The following is a 23,711-nucleotide window of genomic DNA, read 5'->3' as shown; positions in this document are numbered from 1 at the left end:
TCTTTCTTCAAAAATAATGTGAAGTTCTATTTGATCAATGTCATTGAACAGAGACATCACCTCAGTTTATGAGAATGATATGCAATAACGTATTCCTGTTTATTTCAGTTATCAGCAGGACCAGTCAGCTTCCTCAGAACAGTCGGGCCATTTTCATGAAAATGAAGGTCACGGCCATGGCAGCCACACACAGCCCACCAGCAAAAATGGTCCCCAACCCACCAGAGGCCAGAAACATGCCCCCCGTATTCATGCCGAAGAACCCCGTGACCAACGTGGCCGGCAGCATGAGGGTCGTCACGATGGACACGATGCACAGACGGCGGTTTGTTTCTTCCGCCTGGCTGGAAGCCAGCTCATCCTGTAGGGAACGGGCCCGATCCTGCAAGGCAATGAGATCGTCAAGGGCTGCGTGAATCTGCCGTTCAGCCCGGTCCCGCAGGTCATCCTCGGCCCATTCCGGCAGCTCGAGGTCTTCATCCCGCAGGACACGGTCGATCGGCATGACAACACGCCGCAGCTCTGTCGAACGGCGCCTCACCTTACCCACGATACCACCAAGATGCCCAAGATCGGACCCGTGGACAATGGCCAGCAGAACATCTTCCGCCCTGTCCAGCTCGTCATCAAGCTGGGCCAGCTGGCGGCGGACCGTCCCGGTAAAATCCCGCAGGACACGGTCTATCACCCCAGCCGGATTGCGGGGTACCCCCTGTGTCTGGAGAGACCGGTAGGCCGACCCCAGTACGGGAATGGGCGTGCGCCGTGTCGTGATCAGGATATTCTGCCGCATGGCAAAGCGCCAGGCACAAATCTCCCGGTCTTCCTCCGCCAGGGCATCGTCAAAGGCGGGCAGGGCCCCCCAGACCGTATCATCGGCAGCTTCAAGGGCAATGCCGTAATCCGTTTCCGCCAGCATGGTCCCCACATCTTCCGGCATCCCCGGCAGCCGCCCCACATGGGTACGGGCAGAACTGTGAACCGTATCGAAATGCAGCCAGCACCAGCCATTCTCTCCGGACGCCGCCTCATAGCCTTCTTCCCCGGGAGACTGGAGGATACGCTGCACGTCCTCGGCATCCAGCGGCATGATCCCCTGCCCCGGCACGGCACGGACAGCCCAGACAAGCCCCTTGATCCGGGCCATGGGGTGGGCCTCCTTCAGGGACGGGTCAAGCACTGTAAAAGGAAAATTCGGAACAGTATTGTCGGGCACAGCCACCCCCCATTACAGTTTTCCTGCCCGGACTGAAGGCGGCAGGACATCCCTTTGCACCGGGAAGAGCCAAGGCTCCAGACACATGAATACCGCCCGTTCTCTGACACGTTGCCCGATGGGACGCAATATGGATGACACCATTTTGTAACGGAAAACTGTTGGTCCGTTCTTCTTTCCAGCCTTACGGCAAGGCTCTATAGTTTCCCGGTGCAGGAACCGCATGGAGGCCTCGCCTGCCTGCTGTTCCATCCATGATCATCAACTGCCAAAAACCAAGGAAACACATATGGCTACGCAGGACTACAAGGTTCGTGACATGTCCCTGGCCGACTGGGGCCGCAAGGAAATCTCCATTGCCGAGGGCGAAATGCCGGGCCTGATGGCCCTCCGCGAGGAATATGGCGCCAGCCAGCCGCTGAAGGGTGCCCGGATTGCCGGCTGCCTGCACATGACCATCCAGACCGCCGTGCTGATCGAGACGCTGATCGCCCTCGGTGCCACAGTCCGCTGGTCCTCCTGCAACGTATTCTCCACCCAGGACCAGGCAGCTGCCGCCATTGCCGCCGCCAACATTCCCGTTTTCGCCTGGAAGGGCATGAACGAGGAAGAATTCATCTGGTGCATCGAGCAGACCATCAAGGGGCCGGATGGCTGGACCCCCAACATGATCCTTGATGATGGTGGTGACCTGACAACCCTCATGCATGAGAAATACCCCGAGCTCCTCAAGGAGGTCCGTGGCATTTCCGAGGAAACCACGACGGGCGTGCATCGCCTCTGGGACATGGAGCGCAAGGGGCTGCTCAAGGTTCCGGCCATCAATGTCAATGACAGCGTGACCAAGTCCAAGTTCGACAACCTCTATGGCTGCCGTGAGAGCCTCGTGGATGCCATCCGCCGTGGCACCGATGTCATGATGGCCGGCAAGGTGGCTGTTGTGGCCGGTTATGGTGACGTGGGCAAAGGCTCTGCCGCTTCCCTCCGCAGCGCAGGCTGCCGCGTGCTGGTGACGGAAGTTGACCCGATCTGCGCCCTTCAGGCTGCCATGGAAGGTTATGAGGTCGTCACGATGGAAAATGCCGCTCCCCGTGGCGACATCTTCGTGACCTGTACCGGCAACGAGGACATCATCACCATCGAACATATGCGTGAGATGAAGGACCGGGCCATCGTCTGCAATATCGGGCATTTTGACAGCGAGATTCAGGTCTCCGCCCTGCGCAACCACAAATGGACCAACATCAAGCCGCAGGTTGATGAGATCGAGCTGGCCCCGAACCGCCGCCTCATCCTTCTCTCCGAAGGCCGTCTGGTCAATCTGGGCAACGCCACAGGCCATCCGTCCTTCGTGATGTCCGCCTCCTTCACCAACCAGACGCTGGCACAGATCGAACTCTGGAATGCAAAACCGGGCCAGTATGAGGCAGGAAAAGTTTATACTCTGCCAAAAATCCTTGATGAAAAGGTTGCCGCTCTCCATCTTGCAAAGGTGGGCGCCACGCTCTCCAGAATGACACAGGCTCAGGCGGATTATATCGGGGTGTCCCCCAACGGGCCGTTCAAGCACGACCTGTACCGTTACTGATCCTTTCTGTCACTGTTCCCTGCCATCATTTCCGATGGCAGGGTCATAACCGACCAGTCATTCCTGCTTTCAGGGAAGGAACATATCATGGGTCTTTTCAACGACATCGTTTCCAAGGTTTCCAGCTTCGCCACGAGCCTGTTCGGCTCTTCTGCCAAGGCGGCGGATACGGCACAGCCAGCTGCCGGTGCTGCGGCTCCGTCCATCGCACAGGTGGATGTGGATGCCGTTCTGAAGGAACTGGCCGCCAAGGCTGGCCAGCCTCTGAACTACAAGGAATCCATCGTCGATCTGCTCAAGCTCCTGGGCCTCGACAGCTCCCTGCAGGCCCGTCAGAGTCTTGCTGACGATCTGCACTATACCGGGGACAAGAACGACACGGCCACGATGAATGTCTGGCTCATCAAGCAGGTCTATACCGAGCTTGCCAACAATGGCGGCAAGATCCCTGCTGGCTGGGGCCACTGAGTCCATATCTGGTCGGTATCCCTGTAACTGACCAGATGAAAAACCCCTCCGTCCAAATCATGGGCGGAGGGGTTTTTTCGTACCTGATACCTGTCAGATATCCAGCAGCAGGCGACGGGGGTCCTCGATCAGCTCCTTGAGCCTCACAAGAAAACTGACCGCTTCCCGTCCATCCACCAGACGATGATCATAGGACAGGGCCACATACATCATGGGCCGGATGACAACCTGCCCCTCCCGGGCCACGGGCCGGTCCTGGATGGCGTGCATCCCCAGCACACCGGACTGCGGTGCATTGAGAATGGGCGTGGACAGCAGGGACCCGAAAATCCCGCCATTGGTGATGGTAAAGCTGCCACCTTCCAGTTCTTTCAGGGCAAGGCCACCCTTACGAGCCCGTTTGCCATAATCGGCAATGCGGCGCTCCAGCTCGGCAAAACCAAGTGTCTCGGCCTTCCGCAGCACGGGCACGACCAGCCCCCGTTCCGTCCCCACGGCAATGCCCAGATTGACATGATCCTGATAAACGATCTCATGTCCTTCAATCCGGGCATTCAGCACCGGAAAATCCTTCAGGGCCCCTACGACAGCACGGGCAAAGAACGACATGAACCCCAGACGGGCCCCCTCATGCTTCTTCTCGAACAGCTCCCGATACTGGCTCCGCAGCGCCTTGACGGCACTCATGTCAATTTCATTGAACGTTGTCAGAATGGCGGCACTGTTCTGGGCTGCCTTGAGATTCCGGGCAATGGTCTGACGCAGGCGGCTCATCGGCACACGCCGCTCCCCCGTTCCCCTGTCTTCGGGAAGGGAGGCCACCGGTTCAGCCACAGCAGGAGCCGGATGAGTGACAGCTCCTCCCGTCACCACGGGCTGCTCTCCCTCTGCTGAAGCAGCTGGACCATGGTCCGTCACATCCTGCACCACGTCCTGGCTGTCCTGCTGCCTGTTTTCCTCAACCGCAGGGGCTGCTGCCTGATCATCCACGAATGCAATGACCTGCCCGACCTCAACATCCGTTCCTTCCGGCAGATCATGGCTCAGTGCCCCGGCTGCCGGAGCCGGCACATCTAGCGTGACCTTGTCCGTTTCCAGCTCAAGAACCGTCTCACCAGCCTTCACGTAATCGCCAGACTGTCTGAGCCAACGCATCACGGTTGCCTGTTTCAGGCTTTCACCAAGCACAGGGACTTTAATCTCAACCGTCATCGTGACTCCTGTCCTTCCAGAACTTGAAACATGGTCCCGGCCTCCCACCTCCCGGAAGAGACCCGGCCTCTCATTAGCCTTATATCTCCCTATGAGGCTATAGGGTAAAGCCTTCTCTTTGTCTTTTCACTTTTCCAGCAGGAAACCTTTCATGACCAGAACCCTGCCCGCTTTTCTTCAGTCAGACCACATATCCTCTCGGACACGCACTGCCCTGCTCGAAAGAATGGAACAGGAACAGGGCCAGAGGAAACATCTTTCCCCAGAGGCTTTTCAGCTTCTTGAGCTGGTCTGTGATGACATTCTGCCACAGGCACCACTTCTGGGTGAGCTGCATCTCAATCTGGCAGTCATGATCGATCAGGCTCTCGCCGGGCCTGGAGATGGATGGCGTTTTGCCGATCTGCCGACAGATATGGCCGCCTGGGAAGATGGTCTTGCCTCTCTGGAACTGTATGCCCGGGGCCTTTTTGGACAGGATTATGCCTCTCTTGACACGGATCAGCGTGGTACGCTGCTGGACAGGGCTTTTGATGGCTCCCTGCCGGTCAATGCTCAGGCGCCTTTTTCAGCCTCACAGATGAAGTTGTGGAGTGGTGATCTCCGCAACCAGATCGTTGCAGCGTTTCTGGCGCATCCGATTGCACAGGAACGGCTTGGAATTTCCTCCAGCCTGACTGGTGGAGACAAGGAAATTCAAGGGTTTTCTACTGAATCACTGACCAAAAAAGAGGCTTTTGAGCCGGAAAATGAGCGCCGTTTTTCAAAAATGGGATGAAGGAGAATTTCAGGGCTTTTCCGCCTCTGGAAGAAACAGAAAAAAGGGATCGTAGGGACATGAACTAAGGTCTTTCTTCATGGCGACAAGCCAGTCTGGAGCTGGAATGGAAGAAAGGACAGCCAGACAACACAACATATGAATTTACAAATCTTAGATTTAGATGTTGTTGAAAGACCTTGTGGAAACCGGGGTACCCGGCTTTCGGAAAATGTACCCCAGGTTACTCACAGTGTGTACAACCTCTGAAGGTAGGCTAGAACAAGGGGTGCAGAACGTTATCCCTCTTTTTCCACAATGAGGCTGTGTACAATCCCCGTTTCATAAGGGGGTACAGTACCGTCCCCGGTACTCGGTACCTCTCCCGCTTCGGGCCGTACTGTCCCCATGTACCCCAGTACGAACATCTTTGATCCATAAGTGATGGAAACAGTTGCATGATGCAGAAAACGCATAATGATTTTTCACAGGAAACTGCCGATGTTGTCGTCATCGGGACGGGCGCCGGCGGCGCACCGCTCATTGCGCGGCTTGCCATGGCAGGGCGGAAGGTCGTGGCGCTGGAAGCCGGCCCTCCTTTCAAGGCCAGGTCCCACACGCCGGATGAGCCGACAGCACAGGAACTGTACTGGCTGCATGAGCGTCTGTCTGGTGGGGGAACACCGCAGGCCTTTGGGGGTAATAACAGTGGAACAGGGATTGGGGGGTCCCTGCTTCATTACGGGGCTTTCCTGCCGCGCATGGATCCCCGGGATTACCGCCTGTACAGTGAGAGCGGGAAAGGGGTGGACTGGCCTTTCGGAGCCGAAGAGCTTCAGCCTTACGTGGAAGAAGTAGAGCGCTTCATAGGTGTGAGTGGCCCAGCATCTTATCCCTGGGATGAGAGCCGCCATTATGCCTATCCGCCCGCAGCACCCAACAATGCCGCCCTGAAGATGCGTCAGGCCTGTGACAATGTAGGGCTGCGTCATGCAGATGGTCCTCTGGCTGTCATCACGAAAGCTCATGACCAGCCTCATTTTGGCCGACGGGAAGCCTGCGTGAATTGCGGTGCCTGTCATCAGGGCTGCCGGAACGGGGCGAAATCGGGCGTGGACAACACCTATCTGCCACTGGCCTGTGCCCATGGGGCTGAACTGCGTCCTGGCTGCATGGCGACGGGATTTGAGCGGGACAGCCAGGGGCGGATCACGGCGGTCATCTATGTCCGTGACGGACGGGAGGAACGGCAGAAATGCCGGGCTGTTGTCCTGTCTGCCGGAGCGGTGGAAACGGCCCGCCTGCTGCTGAACAACGGTCTGGCGAACAGTTCCGGGCAGGTGGGACGCAATTACATGACGCATGTATCCACGCAGGTCTGGGGTGTGTTTGATGAAGAAACCCGGCCCAACAAGGGTTACCCATCCCTGACCATTTCCGAAGACATGCTGAGGCCAAAGGATGCCGACTTTGCGGGAGGGTATCTGCTCCAGTCCCTGGGCATGATGCCGCTCACATGGGCTGCCAATCTGGTCCGGGCGGATGGGCGCCGTGGTGAGGCCCTCAGCCGCACGCTGGCAGCCTACAATTACAGTGCGGGTATCGGGATGCACGGGGAAAGCCTGCCACGGGATGAAAACCGTGTGACCCTGTCTGATGAAAAAGACGCTTTCGGTCTGCCCAAACCACGGATCGACCATACATACGGCCCCAATGAGGACGCCATGCACCGCCATGCATCCCGCCTGATGGTGAAGATGTGGGAGTCCATCGGGGCGAAGGACATCCGTGTCATCAGCCGGGCCGCACACATGATCGGCACCTGCCGGATGGGAACCGATGCAGGAGCGGCCGTGGTCAATCCATATGGGCGCAGTTTCGACATCGACAATCTGTGGATCAGCGACCACTCCACCTTCCCGAGTTCCGGTGCGGCCAATCCGGCCCTGACAATCATGGCCCTTGCCCTGCGCACGGCGGATGCCATGCTGAAAGTGGTCTGAAAGGCTGCCCTGCCCCGCAAGGAGGGCCCGCTTGACAGTGCGGCCCTCTTTCACCTAGGAAGAAAGCCGACCTGATGGTGGCGGCGTCCTGCTTTGCCTTCCGGGTCATCTCCTTCGCACCGGAAGGCAGTTTTGCCAGTTCCCTGTGGGGCGGCAGCCCTGACTGTCCCTGAGGCCCGGCATGCCCCGTGGCGCATGGTCCTGCCGTGCGGGTACCCGGCCTGTATTCTGGTTTTTCGTCTATTCCGATTAGTTACCCCACCGGGGCATATCAAGGCGCATCATTTCATGCATCTCGCCGAACTGAAGAAGAAATCCCCTGCTGATCTGCTGGCTTTTGCTGAAGAGCTGGAGGTCGAAAATGCATCATCCCTGCGCAAGCAGGACATGATGTTTGCCATCCTCAAGACTCTCGCCGAGCGTGAGCAGGCCATTTATGGCGAAGGAACGCTCGAGATCCTGCCGGATGGTTTCGGCTTTCTGCGCAGCCCGGAAGCCAATTATCTGCCCGGCCCGGATGATATCTATGTGTCTCCGGCCCAGGTGCGCCGCTTTGCCCTGCGGCCTGGTGATACGGTGGAGGGTGAGATCCGGGCGCCCCGGGATGGAGAGCGCTATTTTGCCCTCCAGAAGGTCAATACCATCAATTTTGAGGCACCAGAGCAGGTCCGTGCCCGTATCAATTTCGACAACCTGACCCCCCTCTTCCCCGAGCGCCGTCTCCGCATGGAAACCGAGCCGACAGGGGAAGCTTGCGCTGCTCCGGCTCCTGCCAAGGGCAAGGGGCGTGATCGCAAGGACCAGAAGGATTACACCTCCCGTGTGATTGATCTGGTCTCTCCCATCGGCATGGGGCAGCGTGCCCTGATCGTTGCACCGCCGAGAACGGGTAAGACGGTGATGCTTCAGAGCATTGCTGCTTCCATTTCTGCCAATCACCCGGATGTGTTCCTTATCGTTCTGCTGATTGATGAACGACCTGAGGAAGTGACGGACATGGCCCGGTCCGTTCGTGGTGAGGTCGTTTCCTCCACCTTTGATGAACCGGCCCACCGCCATGTGCAGGTGACGGAAATGGTGCTGGAAAAGGCGAAACGCCTTGTCGAGCACAAGCGTGATGTGGTCATCCTGCTGGATTCCATTACCCGTCTGGCCCGGGCCTATAACACGGTCGTGCCCTCATCCGGCAAGGTGCTGACCGGTGGTGTGGATGCCAACGCCCTCCAGCGGCCGAAGCGTTTCTTCGGTGCGGCCCGTAACATCGAGGAAGGTGGCTCGCTGACCATCATTGCCACGGCCCTGATTGATACAGGTTCCCGCATGGATGAGGTCATCTTTGAAGAGTTCAAGGGCACGGGCAACTCCGAGCTGATGCTGGACCGCAAGCTGGCAGACAAGCGCACCTTCCCGGCCATCGACATCACCAAGTCCGGCACCCGCAAGGAAGAGCTGCTGGTGGACCGGGCTTCCCTCTCCAAGATGTGGGTCCTGCGCCGTATCCTTGCCCCGATGGGCACGATGGATGCCATGGACTTCCTGCTGGACAAGCTGCGTTACAGCAAGACCAATCAGGACTTCTTCGATGCGATGAACAACTGATTAACAGCCTGGTCTGTTGTCCATGAAAGAAAAGGCAGGGCCATGCATATGGCCCTGCCTTTTCTTTAGGTGAAGTCCATGTCAGACCATCAGCCATGGGGGATCAGAAGGTGAAGGAAGCTTGCCATCAAGATGATGGCAAGAGTGCCCATTCCCCAGAGGGCCAAGAACCACGCTAGACGTTTGGAGAAGGAGGCTGGCACCTTCTTCTTATCGTATGTGGTGAACTTAGTGATATCCATCGGCTTTTGTGACCTTTCCACGGAAAAGATAGTAGGAATAGATCGAATATCCCGTGATGATGGGGAGTAGGATGACGGTCCCGACGAGCTGGAAAAGCTGGCTGGGAACTGGAGATGCTACATCCCACAGGGTCAGGGTTGGTGGTACAGCGTAGGGCCAGATGGTAATGGCCAGGCCAACCAGGCTGAGCAGGAACCATCCAATGGCGCACAGGAAAGGCGTGATGGCGTGTTCCTTGTCTAGGGTCCGCCACATCAGGAAACCGGCCAGTGCCACCAGTAGAGGAACAGGCAGGCCGAACAGAATGTTCGGAAAGGCAATCCAGTGATGGAGATAGGGCGCATGGAGAAACGGCGTCCAGCAGCTAACGGCAATGATGCAGAGAATCATCAGAATGGATAATCTTTTGGACCAGCGGCGGCATCGTGCTTCCAGTTCATCGGATGTGCGCCAAACGAGCCAGGTCGTACCAAGAAGAGCATAACCTGTAACAACGGACAGGCCACAAAGAACGCTGAACGGTGTCAGCCAGTCCATGGCTCCTCCGGCAAAGGCACCGTGGCTTGTATGCACCCCCTGAACGTACCCGCCAAGAATGCAGCCCTGACAGAAAGCGGCAAGTGTGGACCCTGCCATGAAGCCCGTATTCCAGAAGGCCCGATGGTTGGGTGAGTGCGCCATGATGCGGAACTCGAATGCAACACCACGGAAGATCAAAGCCCCCAGCATGATGATGATGGGGATATAGAAGGCAGGCAGCAGCGTGCTGTAAGCACCGGGGAAAACACCGAACAGGGTTGCTCCACCCAGAACCATCCATGTTTCATTACCATCCCAGACGGGGGCAATCGTGTTGATCATGATGTCACGATGCTCCGGTTTTTTCTCGAAAGCAAAGAGCATGCCAATTCCCAGGTCAAAGCCATCAAGGATGACGTAGACCGAAATGGCCAGAATGACGATGAACGCCCAGATGAAGGGAAGATAGAATGCAAGGCCGGACATGTTATGACGCATCCTTGTTCTGAGAGATCGTATGATGATGGCTACCTAGGATCATGATGTCATCGCTGGTGTTGTCAGCAGCTTCTGGGGTGGCCCGTAGCAGGCGGATGAGCATCAGGAGGCCTGAGCCGAAAACAAAGAGATAGACCGCAACAAAAAACAGCATGGAGAAAGACAGGCTGGAGAGTGCCAGCGGTGAGGCGCTGTCTTTCGTGCGAAGCAGGCCATAGACCGTCCATGGTTGCCGCCCGACTTCTGTCGTAACCCAGCCACAGAGCAGAGCCAGAAACCCAGCTGGTGCCATGGTGAGTATCACCCGCAGGAAAAGAGGATGGTCGAACAAACGCTGTCGGCGCCGCAGCCAGAGTGACCAGAGGCCGCAGAGCAGCATAAGCCCCCCTAGGGCAATCATGATGCGGAAAGAAAAGAACACGATTGGTGCCGGGGCCCGCTGGTCTGCCGGATAATCTTTCAGGCCGGGCACCTTGCCGTTGATATCATGGGTCAGGATGAAGGAGCCCAGTAGCGGAATCCCTATGGCGTAATCCGTACGTTCTGTCTTCATGTTCGGGATGCCGAACAACAGTTCAGGGGCTCGTGTTTCGCTTGTCCAGTCGCCTTCCATGGCGGCAATCTTGGCGGGCTGATATTTCAGGGTGTTCAGCCCATGCATGTCGCCCGCTATGATCTGGAGAGGGGCTGTGATGACAATCATCCAGAGGGACAGGGAGAACATGAGGCGGATCGTACTGTCTGCCTGTGTACCTCCCTTTTTGGCCTTGAGCAGATGCCATGCACCTGCGGCAGCTACCGTGAAGGCCACTGAAAGCATGGCAGCCAGCCCCATATGGGTGATCCGGTAGGGAAAGGATGGATTGAAGATGATGGCCAGCCAGTCATGGGGCAGGAAATGGCCTGTCTTTTGGTCAATGACATAGCCTTGTGGGGTTTGCATCCATGAGTTGGATGCAAGGATCCATGTCATGGAGATCAGCGTTCCTGTAGTGACGGCACAGGTTGCAAAGAAATGCATTCTGCGGCCGACACGGTTCAGCCCGAACAGCATGACACCAAGGAAACCAGCCTCCATAAAGAAGGCCGTCATGACTTCGTAAGAGAGAAGCACGCCTGTGATGGGCCCTGCCTTGGCAGAGAAGCCTGCCCAGTTGGTACCGAACTCGTAGGCCATCACGATGCCAGAGACGACCCCCATACCGAAGACGATGGAGAAGATTTTCAACCAGTATTTAAAGAGATTCAAATAACGGTTATCATTCGTTTTTAACCACATGCCTTCAAGAAAGGTGAGGAATACAGATAGACCGATCGAAAATGCTGGGAATATTATATGTACGCCAACGGTAAAGGCGAATTGTATTCGTGCGATTGTGAGAGGTAACTCATGGTCATTAACCATATATAATCATTCCTTTTCGTTGGAATGGGAGGAATTTGACATTTTTTCATTATTGATTTTGGCGAGTTTTCAACAATTGATTTTATTTTTCTTCTTATAAATATTTTTTAAATAAAAAATTCCCGTCATTTTTTGCGGGGTCAGGCCGATGGCAGGTGATGAAAATTTGCCATCATATTTTTGTAAGATCATGTGATGATCAGCTTTGGCAATAAGGTAAGGCTGGATGATCCCGTGTTTCAGGAACTGGATGCTTCTTGTTCCAACCCCAGCAGGAAGGCCTTGCTCTCTGCGCCTTCAAACCCGCTATAGTCACCATGGCCCCTGCCGTGGGAGGGCAGGACACGGTGGCAGGGGATGAGAATGAGCAGCGGGTTGCGGGCCACGGCCTGACCGATGGACTGCGGGCTTCCACCGACAGTTTTGGCCAGGTCGCCATAGGTCCGGGTCTGCCCGTGCGGAATGGCACGCAGGGCCGCCCAGACACGTTTCTGATAGGCCGTGCCATCAAGCATCAGTGGAATGGACTGGAAATCCACCGGCTCTCCATCAAAATAATCCTGCATCATGTCCCGCACTTTCAGCAGGAGGGGCGTCTCACTCTGGTCCCGGCCCCAGCCTTCATCAAGGGAGACGATCTGCCCCTCTTCTTCGCTGAGGGTCAGGGCACCGAGGGGAGAATGGAAAGAAAGCTGTGGCATGGCTGTCAGGCTGCCCCTTTTGCGGGAGAGCGTCAATTCTTTCTTTGGCCCGCTGCTTTTCGGGCATGAGTGCTGTATGAAAGGCGGCATGACATCATCCAGCATTTCCACCAAGACGGTTTTTGCGTTGGCGACAGGCCCGGTGCAGGGGGCGATTGCGGTCATGCGGGTCAGCGGGCCGGAGAGTGCGGCCCTGCTGGCGGCTCTCTGTGATGCCCTGCCAGCTCCCCGTCATGCCAGCCTGCGGGCTTTGCGGCATGAAGGTGACGTGCTGGATCACGCTCTCGTCCTCTGGCTGCCGGGGCCTCGGTCCTATACGGGGGAAGACAGCTTCGAGCTGCATCTTCATGCCGGTCCGGCCATCGTGGAGGCAGTGGCGCAGGCCCTTGTTTCCCTTGGTGCCCGCCCTGCCGAACCGGGAGAGTTCACCCGTCGGGCCGTGCAGGCAGGACGGATGGACCTGTTGCAGGCCGAGGCCATAGCCGATCTGATCGAAGCCGATACGCAGGCCCAGCGGCATCAGGCCCTGAAACAGGCTGATGGTGCCCTGAGCCAGCTTTACACGGAATGGGCGTCCCGCCTGCGGCAGGTTCTGGCCCAGCAGGAAGCCCTGATCGATTTCCCGGATGAGGAACTCCCCCCGGAGGTGGAAGACGCCCTGCTGGGTGACTGCCGGACCCTGGCGGAAGAGATGCAGGCCCATCTGGCCGATGAACGGGGCGAGATCGTCCGTGATGGTCTGAAGATCGTTCTGGCGGGGGCACCGAATGTGGGAAAATCCAGCCTGCTGAATGCGTTGAGTGGTCAGGATGCTGCCATCGTCACGCAGAAGGCGGGTACGACACGGGATGCCATCGCCGTGGACTGGATGATAGAGGGCATCCGTGTCCGGCTGATTGATACGGCAGGCGTGCGGGAGACGGAGGATGAGATCGAGGCGGAAGGCATCCGCCGGACCATGCGGCACGTGAAAGAGGCCGATCTGCTCTTTCATCTTGTCGGGCCGGGGGATGAGACGCCCCTGCTGGCGGATCACGCCATAAGGCTGCGGACGAAGACGGACCTCGCCCCGGCACGGGAGGATGAGCTTGGCATCCATACGAAGGATGAAGCCGGTCTGGCCCCTCTGAAGGCATGGCTGAAAGCCCATCTGTCCCGTCTCATGGCTCAGCGTGGCACCCCGCCCCTGACCCGTGCCCGCCATCGGGCAGGGCTGAAGGAGGCACAGGAACATATGACCCGTGCGCTGGAAGCCCCATGGCCGGAGGTGCGAGGAGAGGAGCTGCGTCTGGCCATGCAGGCCCTTGGCCGACTGACGGGCCATGTGGATGTGGAAGCCCTGCTTGATACGATTTTTGGCCAGTTCTGTATAGGAAAGTGACGTTACCTCAATGAGCACATCACCTGCGCAAACCTATGATGTCATCGTGGTGGGGGGCGGTCATGCCGGGACGGAAGCCGCCGCTGCCGCTGCCCGCTTCGGGGCCCGGACATTGCTGCTGACGCACAGGCTGGACACCGTAGGCAGCATGTCCTGCAATCCGGCCATCGGAGGCATCGGCAAGGGCCATCTCGTGCGGGAGATTGATGCCTTTGATGGTCTCATGGGCAAGGCGGCAGACCGGGCGGGAATTCATTTCAAGTTGCTGAACCGTTCCAAAGGGCCAGCGGTACATGGGCCACGGGCGCAGGCGGACCGCTCGCTTTACCGGGCCGCCATACAGGACCTTCTGGCGGCCACACCAAACCTGACCATGCTGGTCGGGGCCGTGGGCGACCTGATTGTCGAGAAGGGCCATGTCCGGGGTGTGATCTGCGAGGATGGCCGCCGTTTTTCCGCCGGGGCGGTCGTGCTGACAAGCGGCACCTTCCTGCGGGGCGTGATCCATACGGGGCGGGTCAGCCAGCCAGCCGGACGCATTGGCGATGCGCCCGCCACGCAGCTTGGGGAGCGGCTGGAAGCCCTGGGGCTGAAAATGGGCCGCCTGAAAACAGGCACCCCGCCCCGTCTGGCCCGTGACAGCATCGACTGGGAGGCCCTGCCTGCCGATGAGGGCGATGCCGAGCCGGAGGCCTTCAGTACGCTGACAGCCTCCCTGCCCAATAGACAGATCGTCTGCCGCATCACGCAGACAACCCCACAGACACACAGGATCATTGAGGACAACCTGCATCTTTCGGCCATGTATGGCGGTGAGATCACCGGGCGGGGTCCCCGCTACTGCCCGTCCATCGAGGACAAGATCGTCCGTTTCGCAGGGCGGGACAGTCATCAGGTGTTTCTGGAGCCGGAGGCCCTGCCGGGCAATCCGGGTGGGGAGCTGGTCTACCCCAACGGCATCAGCACCTCTCTGCCTGCCGAGGTGCAGGCGCAGATGATTGCTTCCATGCCGGGGCTGGAGACGGCCCGCATTGTCACCCCCGGTTATGCCGTTGAGTATGATTATGTTGACCCACGGGAGCTGCGTCCGTCTCTGGAGCTGCGGGCCTTGCCCGGCCTGTATCTCGCCGGGCAGATCAATGGCACGACAGGGTATGAGGAAGCGGGCGCACAGGGTCTTCTGGCCGGTCTGAACGCTGCCCGGGCCGTGGCAGGCAGGGAGCCCCTGACGCTGGGACGGGAGGAATCCTACCTTGGCGTGCTGATTGATGACCTGACTCTGCATGGTATCAGCGAACCTTATCGCATGTTCACCTCACGGGCGGAATATCGCCTTCTTCTGCGGGCGGACAATGCGGACCTGCGCCTGACACCAAAGGCCATCGAGGCCGGATGTGTTGGCACAGAACGTGAGGCGGCCTTCCGTGAGACGGTGCGCCAGATTGATGAAGCGATGGAGGAAGCCCGGAAACCGGCCTTCCTGCCCCAGCACCTGCGGGAGCATGGCATCGAGGTCTCGCAGGATGGACGGCGGCGCAGCCTGCTGGACGTACTGGCGACACAGGCCGATGAGACACGGATTGCCAGTCTCTCTCCATGGTTTGCCGCTCTGCCGGTCCGTATCGGGCGGCATGTACAGACAGAGGCCCGCTATGGTGGCTATCTGCGCAGGCAGGAGCGGGAAATCCAGCAGCTGAAGAGTGAGGCGGCCTTGCGCCTGCCGGATGATCTGGATTACGGGGCGATCGGGGGGCTGAGCCAGGAAATGCAGGAGCGGCTGGGGGCTGCCCGTCCGGCCGATTTCGCCGCTGCGGGGCGTGTCCGGGGTGTGACGCCCGCTGCCCTCATTGCCCTGCTTGCCCATGTCAGGAGCCGTACATGATGACGCATGTTTCACATGAAACAGAAAAGAAGCTCGCCCATTTTGCCAGCCTGCTGACCCGCTGGAATGAGAAGATCAATCTTGTCAGCCCGAAGGATATCGCCCACCTCCGCCAGCGTCACATTGAGGACAGTCTCCAGCTCGTCCCGCATGTTGCGGCTGGTGTGCGGATAACGGACCTTGGTTCTGGCGGTGGTTTCCCCGGGCTGATCGTGGCGATTGCAACAGGAAACCCGGTCACGCTGATTGAGTCCGACCAGCGGAAGTGCGCCTTCCTGCGGGAAGCAGCACGGGAATGTGGTACCCGTGTCACCGTGCTAGCAAAACGGATCGAGCAGGCAGAGGTGGAACCGGCGGACATTGTGACAGCCCGTGCGCTGGCCCCCCTGCCCCAGCTGCTCGACTGGGCACGGCCCCTGCTGAAGGAGGAAGGTTACTGTCTTTTCCTCAAGGGAAGAAAAGCGTCAGATGAGTTGACCAGTGCCCGTTCTGACTGGCACATGAGATATGAAAGTTTCCCAAGCCGAACAGACCCAGACGGGGTCCTTCTCAGGATCAGTGATTTCAGACGTGTCTAAAGCTGCTTCACATACACCGCACATCATCGCCATTGCCAACCAGAAGGGGGGTGTCGGCAAAACGACGACCAGCCTGAATCTGGCGGCAGCTCTGGCGCAGCGCAAGCGTGTCCTGCTGGTGGACCTTGACCCGCAGGGCAATGCGTCAACAGGCCTCGGGCTGGATTATGATGAGCGTGGCCGTGGCACCTATGGCGCCTTGCTGGAGGATGCCCCGGCGGAGACGCTTCTCCGTTCCAGCGTGGTGCCGAAGCTGGATGTCATGCCTGCCAATGGCGACCTGGCCGGAGCCGAGCTGGAGATGATCGACCAGGACCGGCGGGAATACCGGCTGCGGGATGCCCTGAAACCATTGCTTAACCGGTATGACATCATTCTGATCGACTGCCCGCCCAGCCTGGGGCTGTTGACCCTCAATGCGCTTGTCGTGGCCCAGAGCGTTCTGGTGCCGTTGCAGTGCGAGTTCTTCGCTCTGGAGGGGATCAGCCAGCTGGTCCGTTCCATCGAGCGGGTGCGTCTTGCCTTCAATGCGGACCTGCATCTGGAAGGGATCGTGCTGACAATGTTCGATACCCGCAACAATCTCTCTGCTCTGGTGGCGGAGGATGCCCGTGGCTTCTTTGGTGATCAGGTCTTCAAAACGATGATTCCCCGTAATATCCGTATTTCCGAAGCACAGAGTCATGGGCGGCCTGTCATGGATTATGCCCGCAGTTCCACCGGGGCACTGGCCTATGAGGCTCTGGGGGCCGAGCTGCTGAAACGGCTGAAGAAGAAAGGCTGAGCACCATGGCAAAGAAGGCATCCCCCTCCTCCCGCAAACTTGGCCGGGGTCTGGCCGCTCTTCTGGGGGATCAGGCGCCCAATCTGGCCCGTGTTGGGGCCCCGCAGGGTGAGGTTCAGGCTCCGTCCCAGCCAGGAAGTCTGGGGGTGGATCTGCTCGCTCCCAGTCCGTTCCAGCCGCGTCGGGACATGAATGAAGACCGGCTGGCCGAGCTTGCTGATTCCATCCGCTCCCGCGGGGTGATCCAGCCCATTCTTGTGAGACCGGACCCCGAGCAGAAGGGGCGGTATCAGATCATTGCTGGTGAACGCCGCTGGCGGGCTTCGCAGAAGGCGGGCCTGCATGAGGTGCCCGTCTATATCCGTCAGCTTGATGATACGGATGCCATGGCGGCGGCCATGGTCGAGAATCTCCAGCGGTCGGATCTCAACCCTGTTGAGGAAGCAATGGGGCTGCAACGGCTGCTGCAGGATTATAGCCTGACGCAGGAGGAACTGGCCGGGGCGATTGGCAAGTCCCGCTCTCACATCACCAATACCATGCGCCTGCTGAACCTGCCGGAGGCTGTTCTGGTCCAGCTGCGGGATGGTGGGTTGAGTGCCGGTCACGCCCGTGCCCTGCTGGGCCATCCCGACCCGGTGGCCGGTATGGCTGAGGTGCTGGCAAAGGGGCTGAATGTTCGCCAGACGGAAGACCTTGTGGCCCGGCTGAACAAGGCGGCCAGTGAGGAGAAGACCACGGCTGCCCCGGCTCCGGAGATCACCCGGCTGGAGGAAGACCTCTCAGCCCGTTTCGGGCTGAAGACGCAGATACGCTTCAATGGGAAAAGTGGATCGCTGAAGATCAACTATTCCTCTCTGGAGCAGTTTGAGGCCCTCATGGCCCGTCTGACCGGACAGAGCTGATTTTTTTGAGAAAATATTTAAAATCCCCTTGTCAGCCTTCATGAAGGCTGATAGATAACCATCCATCGGTTACCGATTGTGGGCACATAGCTCAGTTGGTAGAGCAGCTGACTCTTAATCAGCGGGTCCTAGGTTCGAGCCCTAGTGTGCCCACCACAATCGGCCGGTTCCCCTGAAAAGATGTCGAAAACTTTCCGGATGCCAGCGGCAGGACACCCGCTCTGCGTTTTCTGCTGGAAAGAAGATGATCCCCTTTCTCCTAAAAACCGCTCTGTCCGCCGTGCTCGTGGCCTCCATTGCCACGGTGGCCCGTCGCCTTCCTGCCTTGGGTGCGCTCATTGCGTCCCTGCCGCTTGTGTCTGTTCTGGGGATGATTTTTCTCTGGGCTGAGAAACCGGACCGTGAGCTGATGGCCACTCATAGTGAGGCGACTTTCTGGTACGTTCTGCCATCCCTGCCCATGTTTCTGCTCATTCCCGCCCTCCTGCGGCGAGGCTGGCCTTTCTGGGGCAGTCTGGCGGTTGGCTGTGTATTGACGGTTCTGCTTTATCTTGTCGTGGTCTGGTGCGCCCGACGTTATGGCATGGTCCTGTAAATGGTCAGACAGGACATGCTCATGATTATTCTGCGTCTTGACTGACGTTACCCTGCGTTGACTTTTCATTTATTTTTTTGAAAAATTACTCTTTCTTTCTGGAGGATGAAACGTGAAGAGTGCCAGTCCGTTCGGCTATTTCATAAAAGGTATAAAAAATTAGGTGACATTCAGCGGACGGGCAACTTGTCCTGAATACTGGTATTTTAGGCTTTTTGAATGTATTTTTTATTTTGTTATTGAAATAATTTATTATATATTTGTTAGTATATTTCCATGGATTGTTTTTTCTATTTTAATGTTTTTACCGGGTATAGTTGTTGGGATGCGACGGTTACATGATACTGGTCGGTCCGGTTGGTGGGTATGGCTGCCGTCAGCATCCTTCTCAGTGATCGTTTACTATGTTGCGTTCCTGTATAAATTAAATCCGTCAGGGGGACATCTGTCCCCACTCGTTTTCCTTCCCATTATCCCATTCCTGCTTTGCCCGATCGCTACTCTCATTTTTTTGTGTCAGCCGGGGACGCCGGGGAACAACAGGTTTGGTCCTCCGCCTGGTAACGGCAGAGGCTGAGAGTAAAATCTGTTTCATGTCCTGAGAAAGGCATAAGCGATATTCAGCAAGTTTCGATGGCTGGCATCCTCATGGAGGTTGCCAGCCATTTTTTATGGGCAGACCGTTTCATGATGATGACGTGTTTCCTCATGTTAAGGATATATGGCTGGATCAGGGCACTTTATGCGGGCAGGCCGGCCATAAGTCTGTTATGGACAGGCAGGACAGGATAGGATGGCAGCGTCAGAGAAGATGAGAGTGCTATGCGTGTAAGCGATTTCAAGCCTCGGCCAGTCGCAGGGCGGCATCAGCCGGTGATAGCCCTGGTCGGGTGTGATGGAAGTGGGAAGTCCACCGTGGGGACGGCCCTGCTGGCGCTGTTGCAGGCCGAGCGGCCGACGGCTTTCTGCCATCTCGGCAAGCAGGCAGGTAATCTGGAGCGTACGCTTGCCCCCCTGCCCTTCATTGGCCCGTATGTGACAGGCAAGGCCAGGAAAGAAAACAGCCGGATACAGACCGGCAAAAAAGCAGGCGTGCTGGCGGCCGTGTCGGGTTTCGTTCTGTCCATGCGGCGTGTGTTTCGTTTCGCACTCATGCGGTGCAAACATGAACGGGGCATGGCCGTGCTGACGGATCGTTATCCGCAGAATAGTGTGCCCGGCCCCATGGATGGCCCCACTCTGGCCAATCTGAACCGGGATGGCGTCCTGCTGCGGATTTTCAGCCGGGTGGAGCGGGCGCTTTATGCACGGATGGCCCGTTTCCGGCCAGATGTTGTCATACGGCTGAATGTTGACCTGGAGACAGCCCTGCAACGCAAGCCGGACCATGTTTCTTTCAAGCTGGCCCGCAAGATTGAAGACCTTGCCCGGCTGGATTTTTCTGGTGCTCCCATCGTTGATATCGATGCCACCGAGCCGCTGGCGCAGGTGCTGGCACAGGCAGAAGAAACAGTCCGCAAGGTGCTGGCACTCTATCCCCGTTCCGGCCAGGGATTGGCTGCGCAGCCCCGGGCAGGCTGTCTGGTTTCGCTGGTTGGGTGTGATGGGTCTGGCAAGTCCAGTATCAGCCAGTCTCTGGTCCAGCATTTTTCTGAAACACGTCCAACCGTTTATGGGTATCTTGGTCTTGGTTCGGGTGATCTTGGGCGGCGGATCGGGGCTCTGCCCCTTATTGGTCCAGCGTTGGAGAAGAAGCTGAACGGCAAGGCCAAGAAGGCCCGGACCAAGGGTGAAAAAATGCCGGGCCTGATGACGGGTCTTGTTCTGTTTGTCTTTTCTCTGGTGCGGCTGAAGCGCTTTCTACGGGTCAGGCGGGCGGTCGAGAAGGGATTTCTGGTGGTGACGGACCGTTACCCGCAAATGGAAATTCCTGGCCAGTGTGATGGTCCTGGTCTTTCAGCGGCTTATAGCAGCAATCCGCTGATCCGGTTTCTGGCCTGGCTGGAACGTGGCATCTATCGCCGGATCGTGGCCTTCCGGCCTGATCTGGTCATCCGGCTGAATGTGGATGCGGAAACAGCCCATGGCCGCAAACCGGACCATGACCTCGAGGCCCTGCGGATCAAGGCGGAGCTGATGCCGCAGCTGAATTTCAATCATGCTCCGCTGGTTGAGGTCGATGCCCGCCAGTCTTACGAAGCTGTGCGGCAGGACGTGCTGGATATTCTGGTACGGCACGGGCTTGTCTGAAGCAGGAAGGCCCATCCGTTTTTCTGGATGGGCCTTGCCGCAAGGGGCGGGCGTTCAGTGTGGGCTGCGTTCCAGGAAGGCCCGGATGCGCTGGGGAATTCCCTCCGGGGATTGGAAGCGGTCCCGCCGGTAATCCTGCGTTCCCTCCAGTTTTTTCTCGATCAGCCCGTCATGGAAATCGCCCATCATGCCGTTGATCGTGGCGAGATATTCTGAAAGCTGGTCCAGCGCTCTGGAGGGGCGGATCGTGCGCAGTGTGTCATTGAAGGCCACCCGGCGGCTGATGATCTTGCGCATGACATGGAATTCATGGCCGGTTGTGGCATCCAGCGTGCGTATCAGTTTTGCCAGTCTGGCATTTTCTTTCTTCTGGTAAGCGATGATGCCTGCCGTACTGTCTTCTTTCCAGAGAGCGATGGGGGCGGCGATCAGCCAGTAATAGACCGGTGAGAGCACGACCCAGAGGATGAGGCCGTTGATCAGCGTAGCCCGCCGCTGGTGGTTTTTGAAGGCATCCTGCATGTTGCCCATGATGATGGTGACAACATGCAGCAGGAGCGGATAACGGTGCTGCCTGGTGAAATTGGCACAGGCAAAGCGCATGTGCTTGAATTTGGCCCGTGCGTATTTGAAGGCCAGCTGTTCGTCCTTGCTGGCTGTGCCAGAGAGGGCAATCTTCAGGATCAGGCGACGGAAGGCCTTGCGGTCCACGCCATGTTCGAGAAGCTGCCAGCAGAGATTGTAGCCATCCCGGATTTCAGTCTTCTCACAGGCGGGCAGGACATCCTCGGGCAGGGGGGTGTCAGGGTGGGGAACGTCATCAAGGAGAACATGCTCAAAGACGGTATCCAGCATCTTCTGAGGGAAAGCCGGTGTGCTGCGGCGGCTGGCAGAAGGGCGGAAAGGGAAAATGGGCATGGCTGGGCTGGCATCTCCTGGCAAGGTATCAGCTGCCGGGCGAGGCGGGCAGGCTGTCGGTCTGGCGGATCTCCCTTTCATGAGGGAGGATGATCCTGTTGCGGCGCAGATAGGTTATACCCATTATGGCGAACGTGGTCATGGTAGCAAAGAACATGCCCAGGGCATAGGCAAGCCCGGCGCCGTTCAGGCCGTAGTGATGGCCCATGTAGACAAGCAGCGGGACGTAAAGAATCACGGAAACGAGCTGGGCCAGCATGATGTAATGGGAGCGTCCCGCCGTGTAGAGCACGCCTTCCATTGGCAGCCCGGCGGTGAAGAAGACCAGAGCCGGAGACATCCACATCATCAGGGTTGCGGCATCGCCAAAGCGGTGACCGAACATGCTGATGACGGGTTTCCCCCCGATATAGACAACCAGCATGGCCAGCATGCCCAGTGCGCCGGAAAGGACGCTGGTCCGCAGGGCCAGCTTCCATGGGGCGGAGGTCCGTGGATCCATGAGAACGACTTCGGGGTAGTAGCTTTTCTCCAGCAGTTTTGCAGGCCGCTGGACAGCATCCAGAAACTCCATGGCGAGGGAATAGAGGCCGGCTGCCGATGTGCTGACGATCTTGCCGACCAGCAGTTTGCTGATCGGCTCCCAGACCGTTTCCAGCAGGGTGGTGATGTTGGCGGTCCAGACGAAGCCCCACATGCCCTTTGGCATCTGCCGGGCTGCCTTCAGGATGCTGGGGCGCAGCCCTTTCAGCAGGTCATGGCGTTTCAGTTCCAGCAGGGCCGTGGCCCAGAGATATATCTGGCCAGCCAGAAGAGCCAGGTACCAGGCGATGACGAAACCGGCCAGCTTCATGCCACTGCCCCATGCCAGCAGGCAGCAGACAGCCCGGACAGCTGGCGTGATGAGCTGCTGCCGGGAGACGAGGTCTATGCGGTCGAAAAGGCGGAGGATGCCGTAGGCGGCCGTGCTGCCTATGCCGGGGATCAGCGTGCAGTAGAGCAGGATCAGCAGGGTTGGCTTGTCATGGACACCCAGCACTTTGCCCAGACAGAGGAAGGCCACCATGCCGAACACCATGGAGAGAAGCCCCGCACAGATATCCAGCCCCATGGCCAGGCTGATACTGGTCTGAACAGTCTTGCGCTCTCCCTTCTGCCAGGGAACAGCAGCATAGTGCAGGACAATCTGCCAGCTCTGGAACTGGCCGATGGCGGCAATCGTCTCGATGTAGGAGGCTATCAGTGTCAGCACGCCGAAATCATGCGGGCGCAGTGTTCGCCCGGTCACGACCAGTGCGACGAGGCCCATGACAGCCCCGATGAGTTTGGTCGATCCCAGCTTTCCCGCATTTTTCAGAACAACGCGGAAAAGATCATCCTTGAACCACCCTTTCATTCTGCGGGCTCGTGGAAGGCAGGAAGTTCATTGATGGCAACAACCCGCCAATACCCGGCAATATGTTCGATGATGCTCAGGGAAAGATTCTGGATGCAGAAGCGCAGGGCCGTTTCCACGGGGATGTCCAGACAGTGGGCAAGAGCCATGCGAATGGCGCCGCCATGGCTAAGAATGACCATGTCTTTTCCGGCATTCTGTCGGGCATGGCTTTCCAGCGCCAGGCCGATGCGCTGGCGGACATCCACCATGCTTTCACCCTCTGGTGGACGTTCATCTGCTGCGATGGACCAGAAAGGGGGAGCCGGTTTTCTGAGCAGGGATGGAAACGTGTCGTGGGGGGTACCGTTCCATTGCCCGATGGACTGTTCAATGAAGGCGGGGTCAATCCTCATGGGAGTGGAGAAATTGCCGGCTTTCTGAATGGTCAGGCCGGTGTCGCGGGCCCGCTGGAGGGGGGAGGAAAACCATGTCGCCTTGCGGGGCAGGCGCCGGGCCAAGGCCTCGTAGGCGGGCTTCTGGCTGCGGAGATGCTGGGGACAGAGGGGCACGTCCAGCGTGCCGTACATGGTCTGTCGTGCTGCTTCTTCCACGATGGCATGACGCACCAGCCAGAAACGTGTCACACCGGCGGGGAGGTCCGGTCCATCCAGAAAATGCTCCTGAGGGTCTGGCATGGCGGGCTGCGTCACAAAAAAACCTCTCGAATGGGTCAGACAGCTGTGTCGGTTTGCCGGGGGAGGGCTGACAGGCTGATCACAGATTCATGATAAGGCGCATAGCGGGGAAAGAAACAGCTCTCAAGGAGAAGTT

At 58.1% G+C, this 23,711-nt stretch carries 21 protein-coding genes and 1 tRNA gene; 14 read left to right on the top strand and 8 right to left on the bottom strand.

Annotated features, from left to right (window positions below):
• Nucleotides 1-133: 133 nt before the first annotated feature.
• Nucleotides 134-1,147 (bottom strand): CorA family divalent cation transporter, encoded by a 1,014-nt coding sequence (locus J8Z04_RS01030; protein WP_166651596.1) that lies wholly within the window; start codon nucleotides 1,145-1,147, stop codon nucleotides 134-136.
• Between the two features lie 358 nt (nucleotides 1,148-1,505).
• Between J8Z04_RS01030 and ahcY the strand changes: the two genes are divergently transcribed.
• Together ahcY and J8Z04_RS01020 are read left to right on the top strand one after the other, a co-directional pair.
• Nucleotides 1,506-2,804, top strand: a complete 1,299-nt coding sequence (gene ahcY, locus J8Z04_RS01025) for an adenosylhomocysteinase (RefSeq protein WP_043559515.1) — start codon at nucleotides 1,506-1,508, stop codon at nucleotides 2,802-2,804.
• Between the two features lie 87 nt (nucleotides 2,805-2,891).
• Complete coding sequence (locus J8Z04_RS01020) at nucleotides 2,892-3,272, top strand: DUF3597 domain-containing protein (RefSeq protein ID WP_086431613.1); 381 nt, start codon at nucleotides 2,892-2,894, stop codon at nucleotides 3,270-3,272.
• A 93-nt stretch (nucleotides 3,273-3,365) separates the two neighbouring features.
• On the opposite strand, the gene sucB is transcribed toward J8Z04_RS01020, so the two are convergent.
• The gene (gene sucB, locus J8Z04_RS01015) at nucleotides 3,366-4,484 is read right to left on the bottom strand and encodes a dihydrolipoyllysine-residue succinyltransferase (protein ID WP_192848671.1); all 1,119 of its coding nucleotides are present in this window, start codon (nucleotides 4,482-4,484) and stop codon (nucleotides 3,366-3,368) included.
• Nucleotides 4,485-4,635: 151 nt separating this feature from the next.
• Here sucB and J8Z04_RS01010 point away from each other — a divergent pair, with 151 nt between their 5' ends.
• The 3 genes from J8Z04_RS01010 to rho all read left to right on the top strand — a co-directional run bounded on the left by J8Z04_RS01010 (nucleotide 4,636) and on the right by rho (nucleotide 8,843).
• Nucleotides 4,636-5,262, top strand: a complete 627-nt coding sequence (locus J8Z04_RS01010) for a gluconate 2-dehydrogenase subunit 3 family protein (protein ID WP_192848672.1) — start codon at nucleotides 4,636-4,638, stop codon at nucleotides 5,260-5,262.
• A gap of 437 nt (nucleotides 5,263-5,699) precedes the next feature.
• On the top strand, nucleotides 5,700-7,244 hold the full coding sequence (locus tag J8Z04_RS01005; protein ID WP_232086411.1) for a GMC family oxidoreductase: 1,545 nt from the start codon (nucleotides 5,700-5,702) through the stop codon (nucleotides 7,242-7,244).
• Nucleotides 7,245-7,532: 288 nt separating this feature from the next.
• A complete protein-coding gene (rho, locus tag J8Z04_RS01000) occupies nucleotides 7,533-8,843 on the top strand; it encodes a transcription termination factor Rho (protein WP_043559152.1) in 1,311 nt (436 codons plus the stop codon).
• A gap of 228 nt (nucleotides 8,844-9,071) precedes the next feature.
• On the opposite strand, the gene cydB is transcribed toward rho, so the two are convergent.
• The 3 genes from cydB to J8Z04_RS00985 all read right to left on the bottom strand — a co-directional run bounded on the left by cydB (nucleotide 9,072) and on the right by J8Z04_RS00985 (nucleotide 12,209).
• Nucleotides 9,072-10,091 (bottom strand): cytochrome d ubiquinol oxidase subunit II, encoded by a 1,020-nt coding sequence (gene cydB, locus J8Z04_RS00995; protein WP_043559149.1) that lies wholly within the window; start codon nucleotides 10,089-10,091, stop codon nucleotides 9,072-9,074.
• A 1-nt stretch (nucleotide 10,092) separates the two neighbouring features.
• Nucleotides 10,093-11,508 (bottom strand): cytochrome ubiquinol oxidase subunit I, encoded by a 1,416-nt coding sequence (locus tag J8Z04_RS00990; protein ID WP_043559146.1) that lies wholly within the window; start codon nucleotides 11,506-11,508, stop codon nucleotides 10,093-10,095.
• A gap of 239 nt (nucleotides 11,509-11,747) precedes the next feature.
• The gene (locus tag J8Z04_RS00985) at nucleotides 11,748-12,209 is read right to left on the bottom strand and encodes a methylated-DNA--[protein]-cysteine S-methyltransferase (protein ID WP_081562444.1); all 462 of its coding nucleotides are present in this window, start codon (nucleotides 12,207-12,209) and stop codon (nucleotides 11,748-11,750) included.
• Nucleotides 12,210-12,297: 88 nt separating this feature from the next.
• Here J8Z04_RS00985 and mnmE point away from each other — a divergent pair, with 88 nt between their 5' ends.
• The 9 genes from mnmE to J8Z04_RS00940 all read left to right on the top strand — a co-directional run bounded on the left by mnmE (nucleotide 12,298) and on the right by J8Z04_RS00940 (nucleotide 20,584).
• Complete coding sequence (gene mnmE / locus J8Z04_RS00980; protein ID WP_192848742.1) at nucleotides 12,298-13,590, top strand: tRNA uridine-5-carboxymethylaminomethyl(34) synthesis GTPase MnmE; 1,293 nt, start codon at nucleotides 12,298-12,300, stop codon at nucleotides 13,588-13,590.
• 10 nt (nucleotides 13,591-13,600) lie between these two features.
• Nucleotides 13,601-15,472 (top strand): tRNA uridine-5-carboxymethylaminomethyl(34) synthesis enzyme MnmG, encoded by a 1,872-nt coding sequence (mnmG, locus tag J8Z04_RS00975; RefSeq protein ID WP_192848673.1) that lies wholly within the window; start codon nucleotides 13,601-13,603, stop codon nucleotides 15,470-15,472.
• Nucleotides 15,472-16,050 (top strand): 16S rRNA (guanine(527)-N(7))-methyltransferase RsmG, encoded by a 579-nt coding sequence (gene rsmG / locus J8Z04_RS00970; RefSeq protein WP_192848743.1) that lies wholly within the window; start codon nucleotides 15,472-15,474, stop codon nucleotides 16,048-16,050. Before mnmG ends, rsmG begins: the two co-directional genes overlap by 1 nt.
• On the top strand, nucleotides 16,034-16,834 hold the full coding sequence (locus J8Z04_RS00965; RefSeq protein ID WP_408610233.1) for a ParA family protein: 801 nt from the start codon (nucleotides 16,034-16,036) through the stop codon (nucleotides 16,832-16,834). The genes rsmG and J8Z04_RS00965 overlap by 17 nt, the downstream gene beginning before the upstream one ends.
• Nucleotides 16,835-16,839: 5 nt before the next feature.
• The gene (locus tag J8Z04_RS00960) at nucleotides 16,840-17,739 is read left to right on the top strand and encodes a ParB/RepB/Spo0J family partition protein (RefSeq protein ID WP_103765673.1); all 900 of its coding nucleotides are present in this window, start codon (nucleotides 16,840-16,842) and stop codon (nucleotides 17,737-17,739) included.
• 80 nt (nucleotides 17,740-17,819) lie between these two features.
• Nucleotides 17,820-17,895: transfer RNA gene (locus J8Z04_RS00955), tRNA-Lys, on the top strand.
• Between the two features lie 88 nt (nucleotides 17,896-17,983).
• Nucleotides 17,984-18,334 (top strand): DUF3147 family protein, encoded by a 351-nt coding sequence (locus tag J8Z04_RS00950; protein ID WP_043559132.1) that lies wholly within the window; start codon nucleotides 17,984-17,986, stop codon nucleotides 18,332-18,334.
• Nucleotides 18,335-18,497: 163 nt separating this feature from the next.
• On the top strand, nucleotides 18,498-18,911 hold the full coding sequence (locus J8Z04_RS09475) for a DUF805 domain-containing protein (protein WP_192848674.1): 414 nt from the start codon (nucleotides 18,498-18,500) through the stop codon (nucleotides 18,909-18,911).
• Between the two features lie 245 nt (nucleotides 18,912-19,156).
• Nucleotides 19,157-20,584, top strand: coding sequence for a nucleoside/nucleotide kinase family protein (locus J8Z04_RS00940; protein ID WP_197981644.1), 1,428 nt, complete (start codon nucleotides 19,157-19,159; stop codon nucleotides 20,582-20,584).
• Between the two features lie 54 nt (nucleotides 20,585-20,638).
• Here J8Z04_RS00940 and J8Z04_RS00935 read toward each other — a convergent pair whose 3' ends face one another.
• Genes J8Z04_RS00935 through J8Z04_RS00925 form a run of 3 tightly spaced genes read right to left on the bottom strand, consistent with a single transcriptional unit; the run spans nucleotide 20,639 to nucleotide 23,575 of the window.
• On the bottom strand, nucleotides 20,639-21,502 hold the full coding sequence (locus J8Z04_RS00935) for a hypothetical protein (protein ID WP_052348980.1): 864 nt from the start codon (nucleotides 21,500-21,502) through the stop codon (nucleotides 20,639-20,641).
• A gap of 28 nt (nucleotides 21,503-21,530) precedes the next feature.
• Nucleotides 21,531-22,898, bottom strand: coding sequence for a lipopolysaccharide biosynthesis protein (locus J8Z04_RS00930; RefSeq protein WP_086431607.1), 1,368 nt, complete (start codon nucleotides 22,896-22,898; stop codon nucleotides 21,531-21,533).
• Nucleotides 22,895-23,575: a histidine phosphatase family protein gene (locus J8Z04_RS00925; RefSeq protein ID WP_192848675.1), complete on the bottom strand. Its 681-nt coding sequence runs from the start codon at nucleotides 23,573-23,575 to the stop codon at nucleotides 22,895-22,897. The genes J8Z04_RS00930 and J8Z04_RS00925 overlap by 4 nt, the downstream gene beginning before the upstream one ends.
• Nucleotides 23,576-23,711 lie beyond the last annotated feature (136 nt).

It is taken from the genome of Bombella apis, assembly GCF_018221685.1.
Lineage (GTDB): Bacteria > Pseudomonadota > Alphaproteobacteria > Acetobacterales > Acetobacteraceae > Bombella > Bombella apis.
This window is presented reverse-complemented; position numbering and strand designations above follow the sequence as displayed.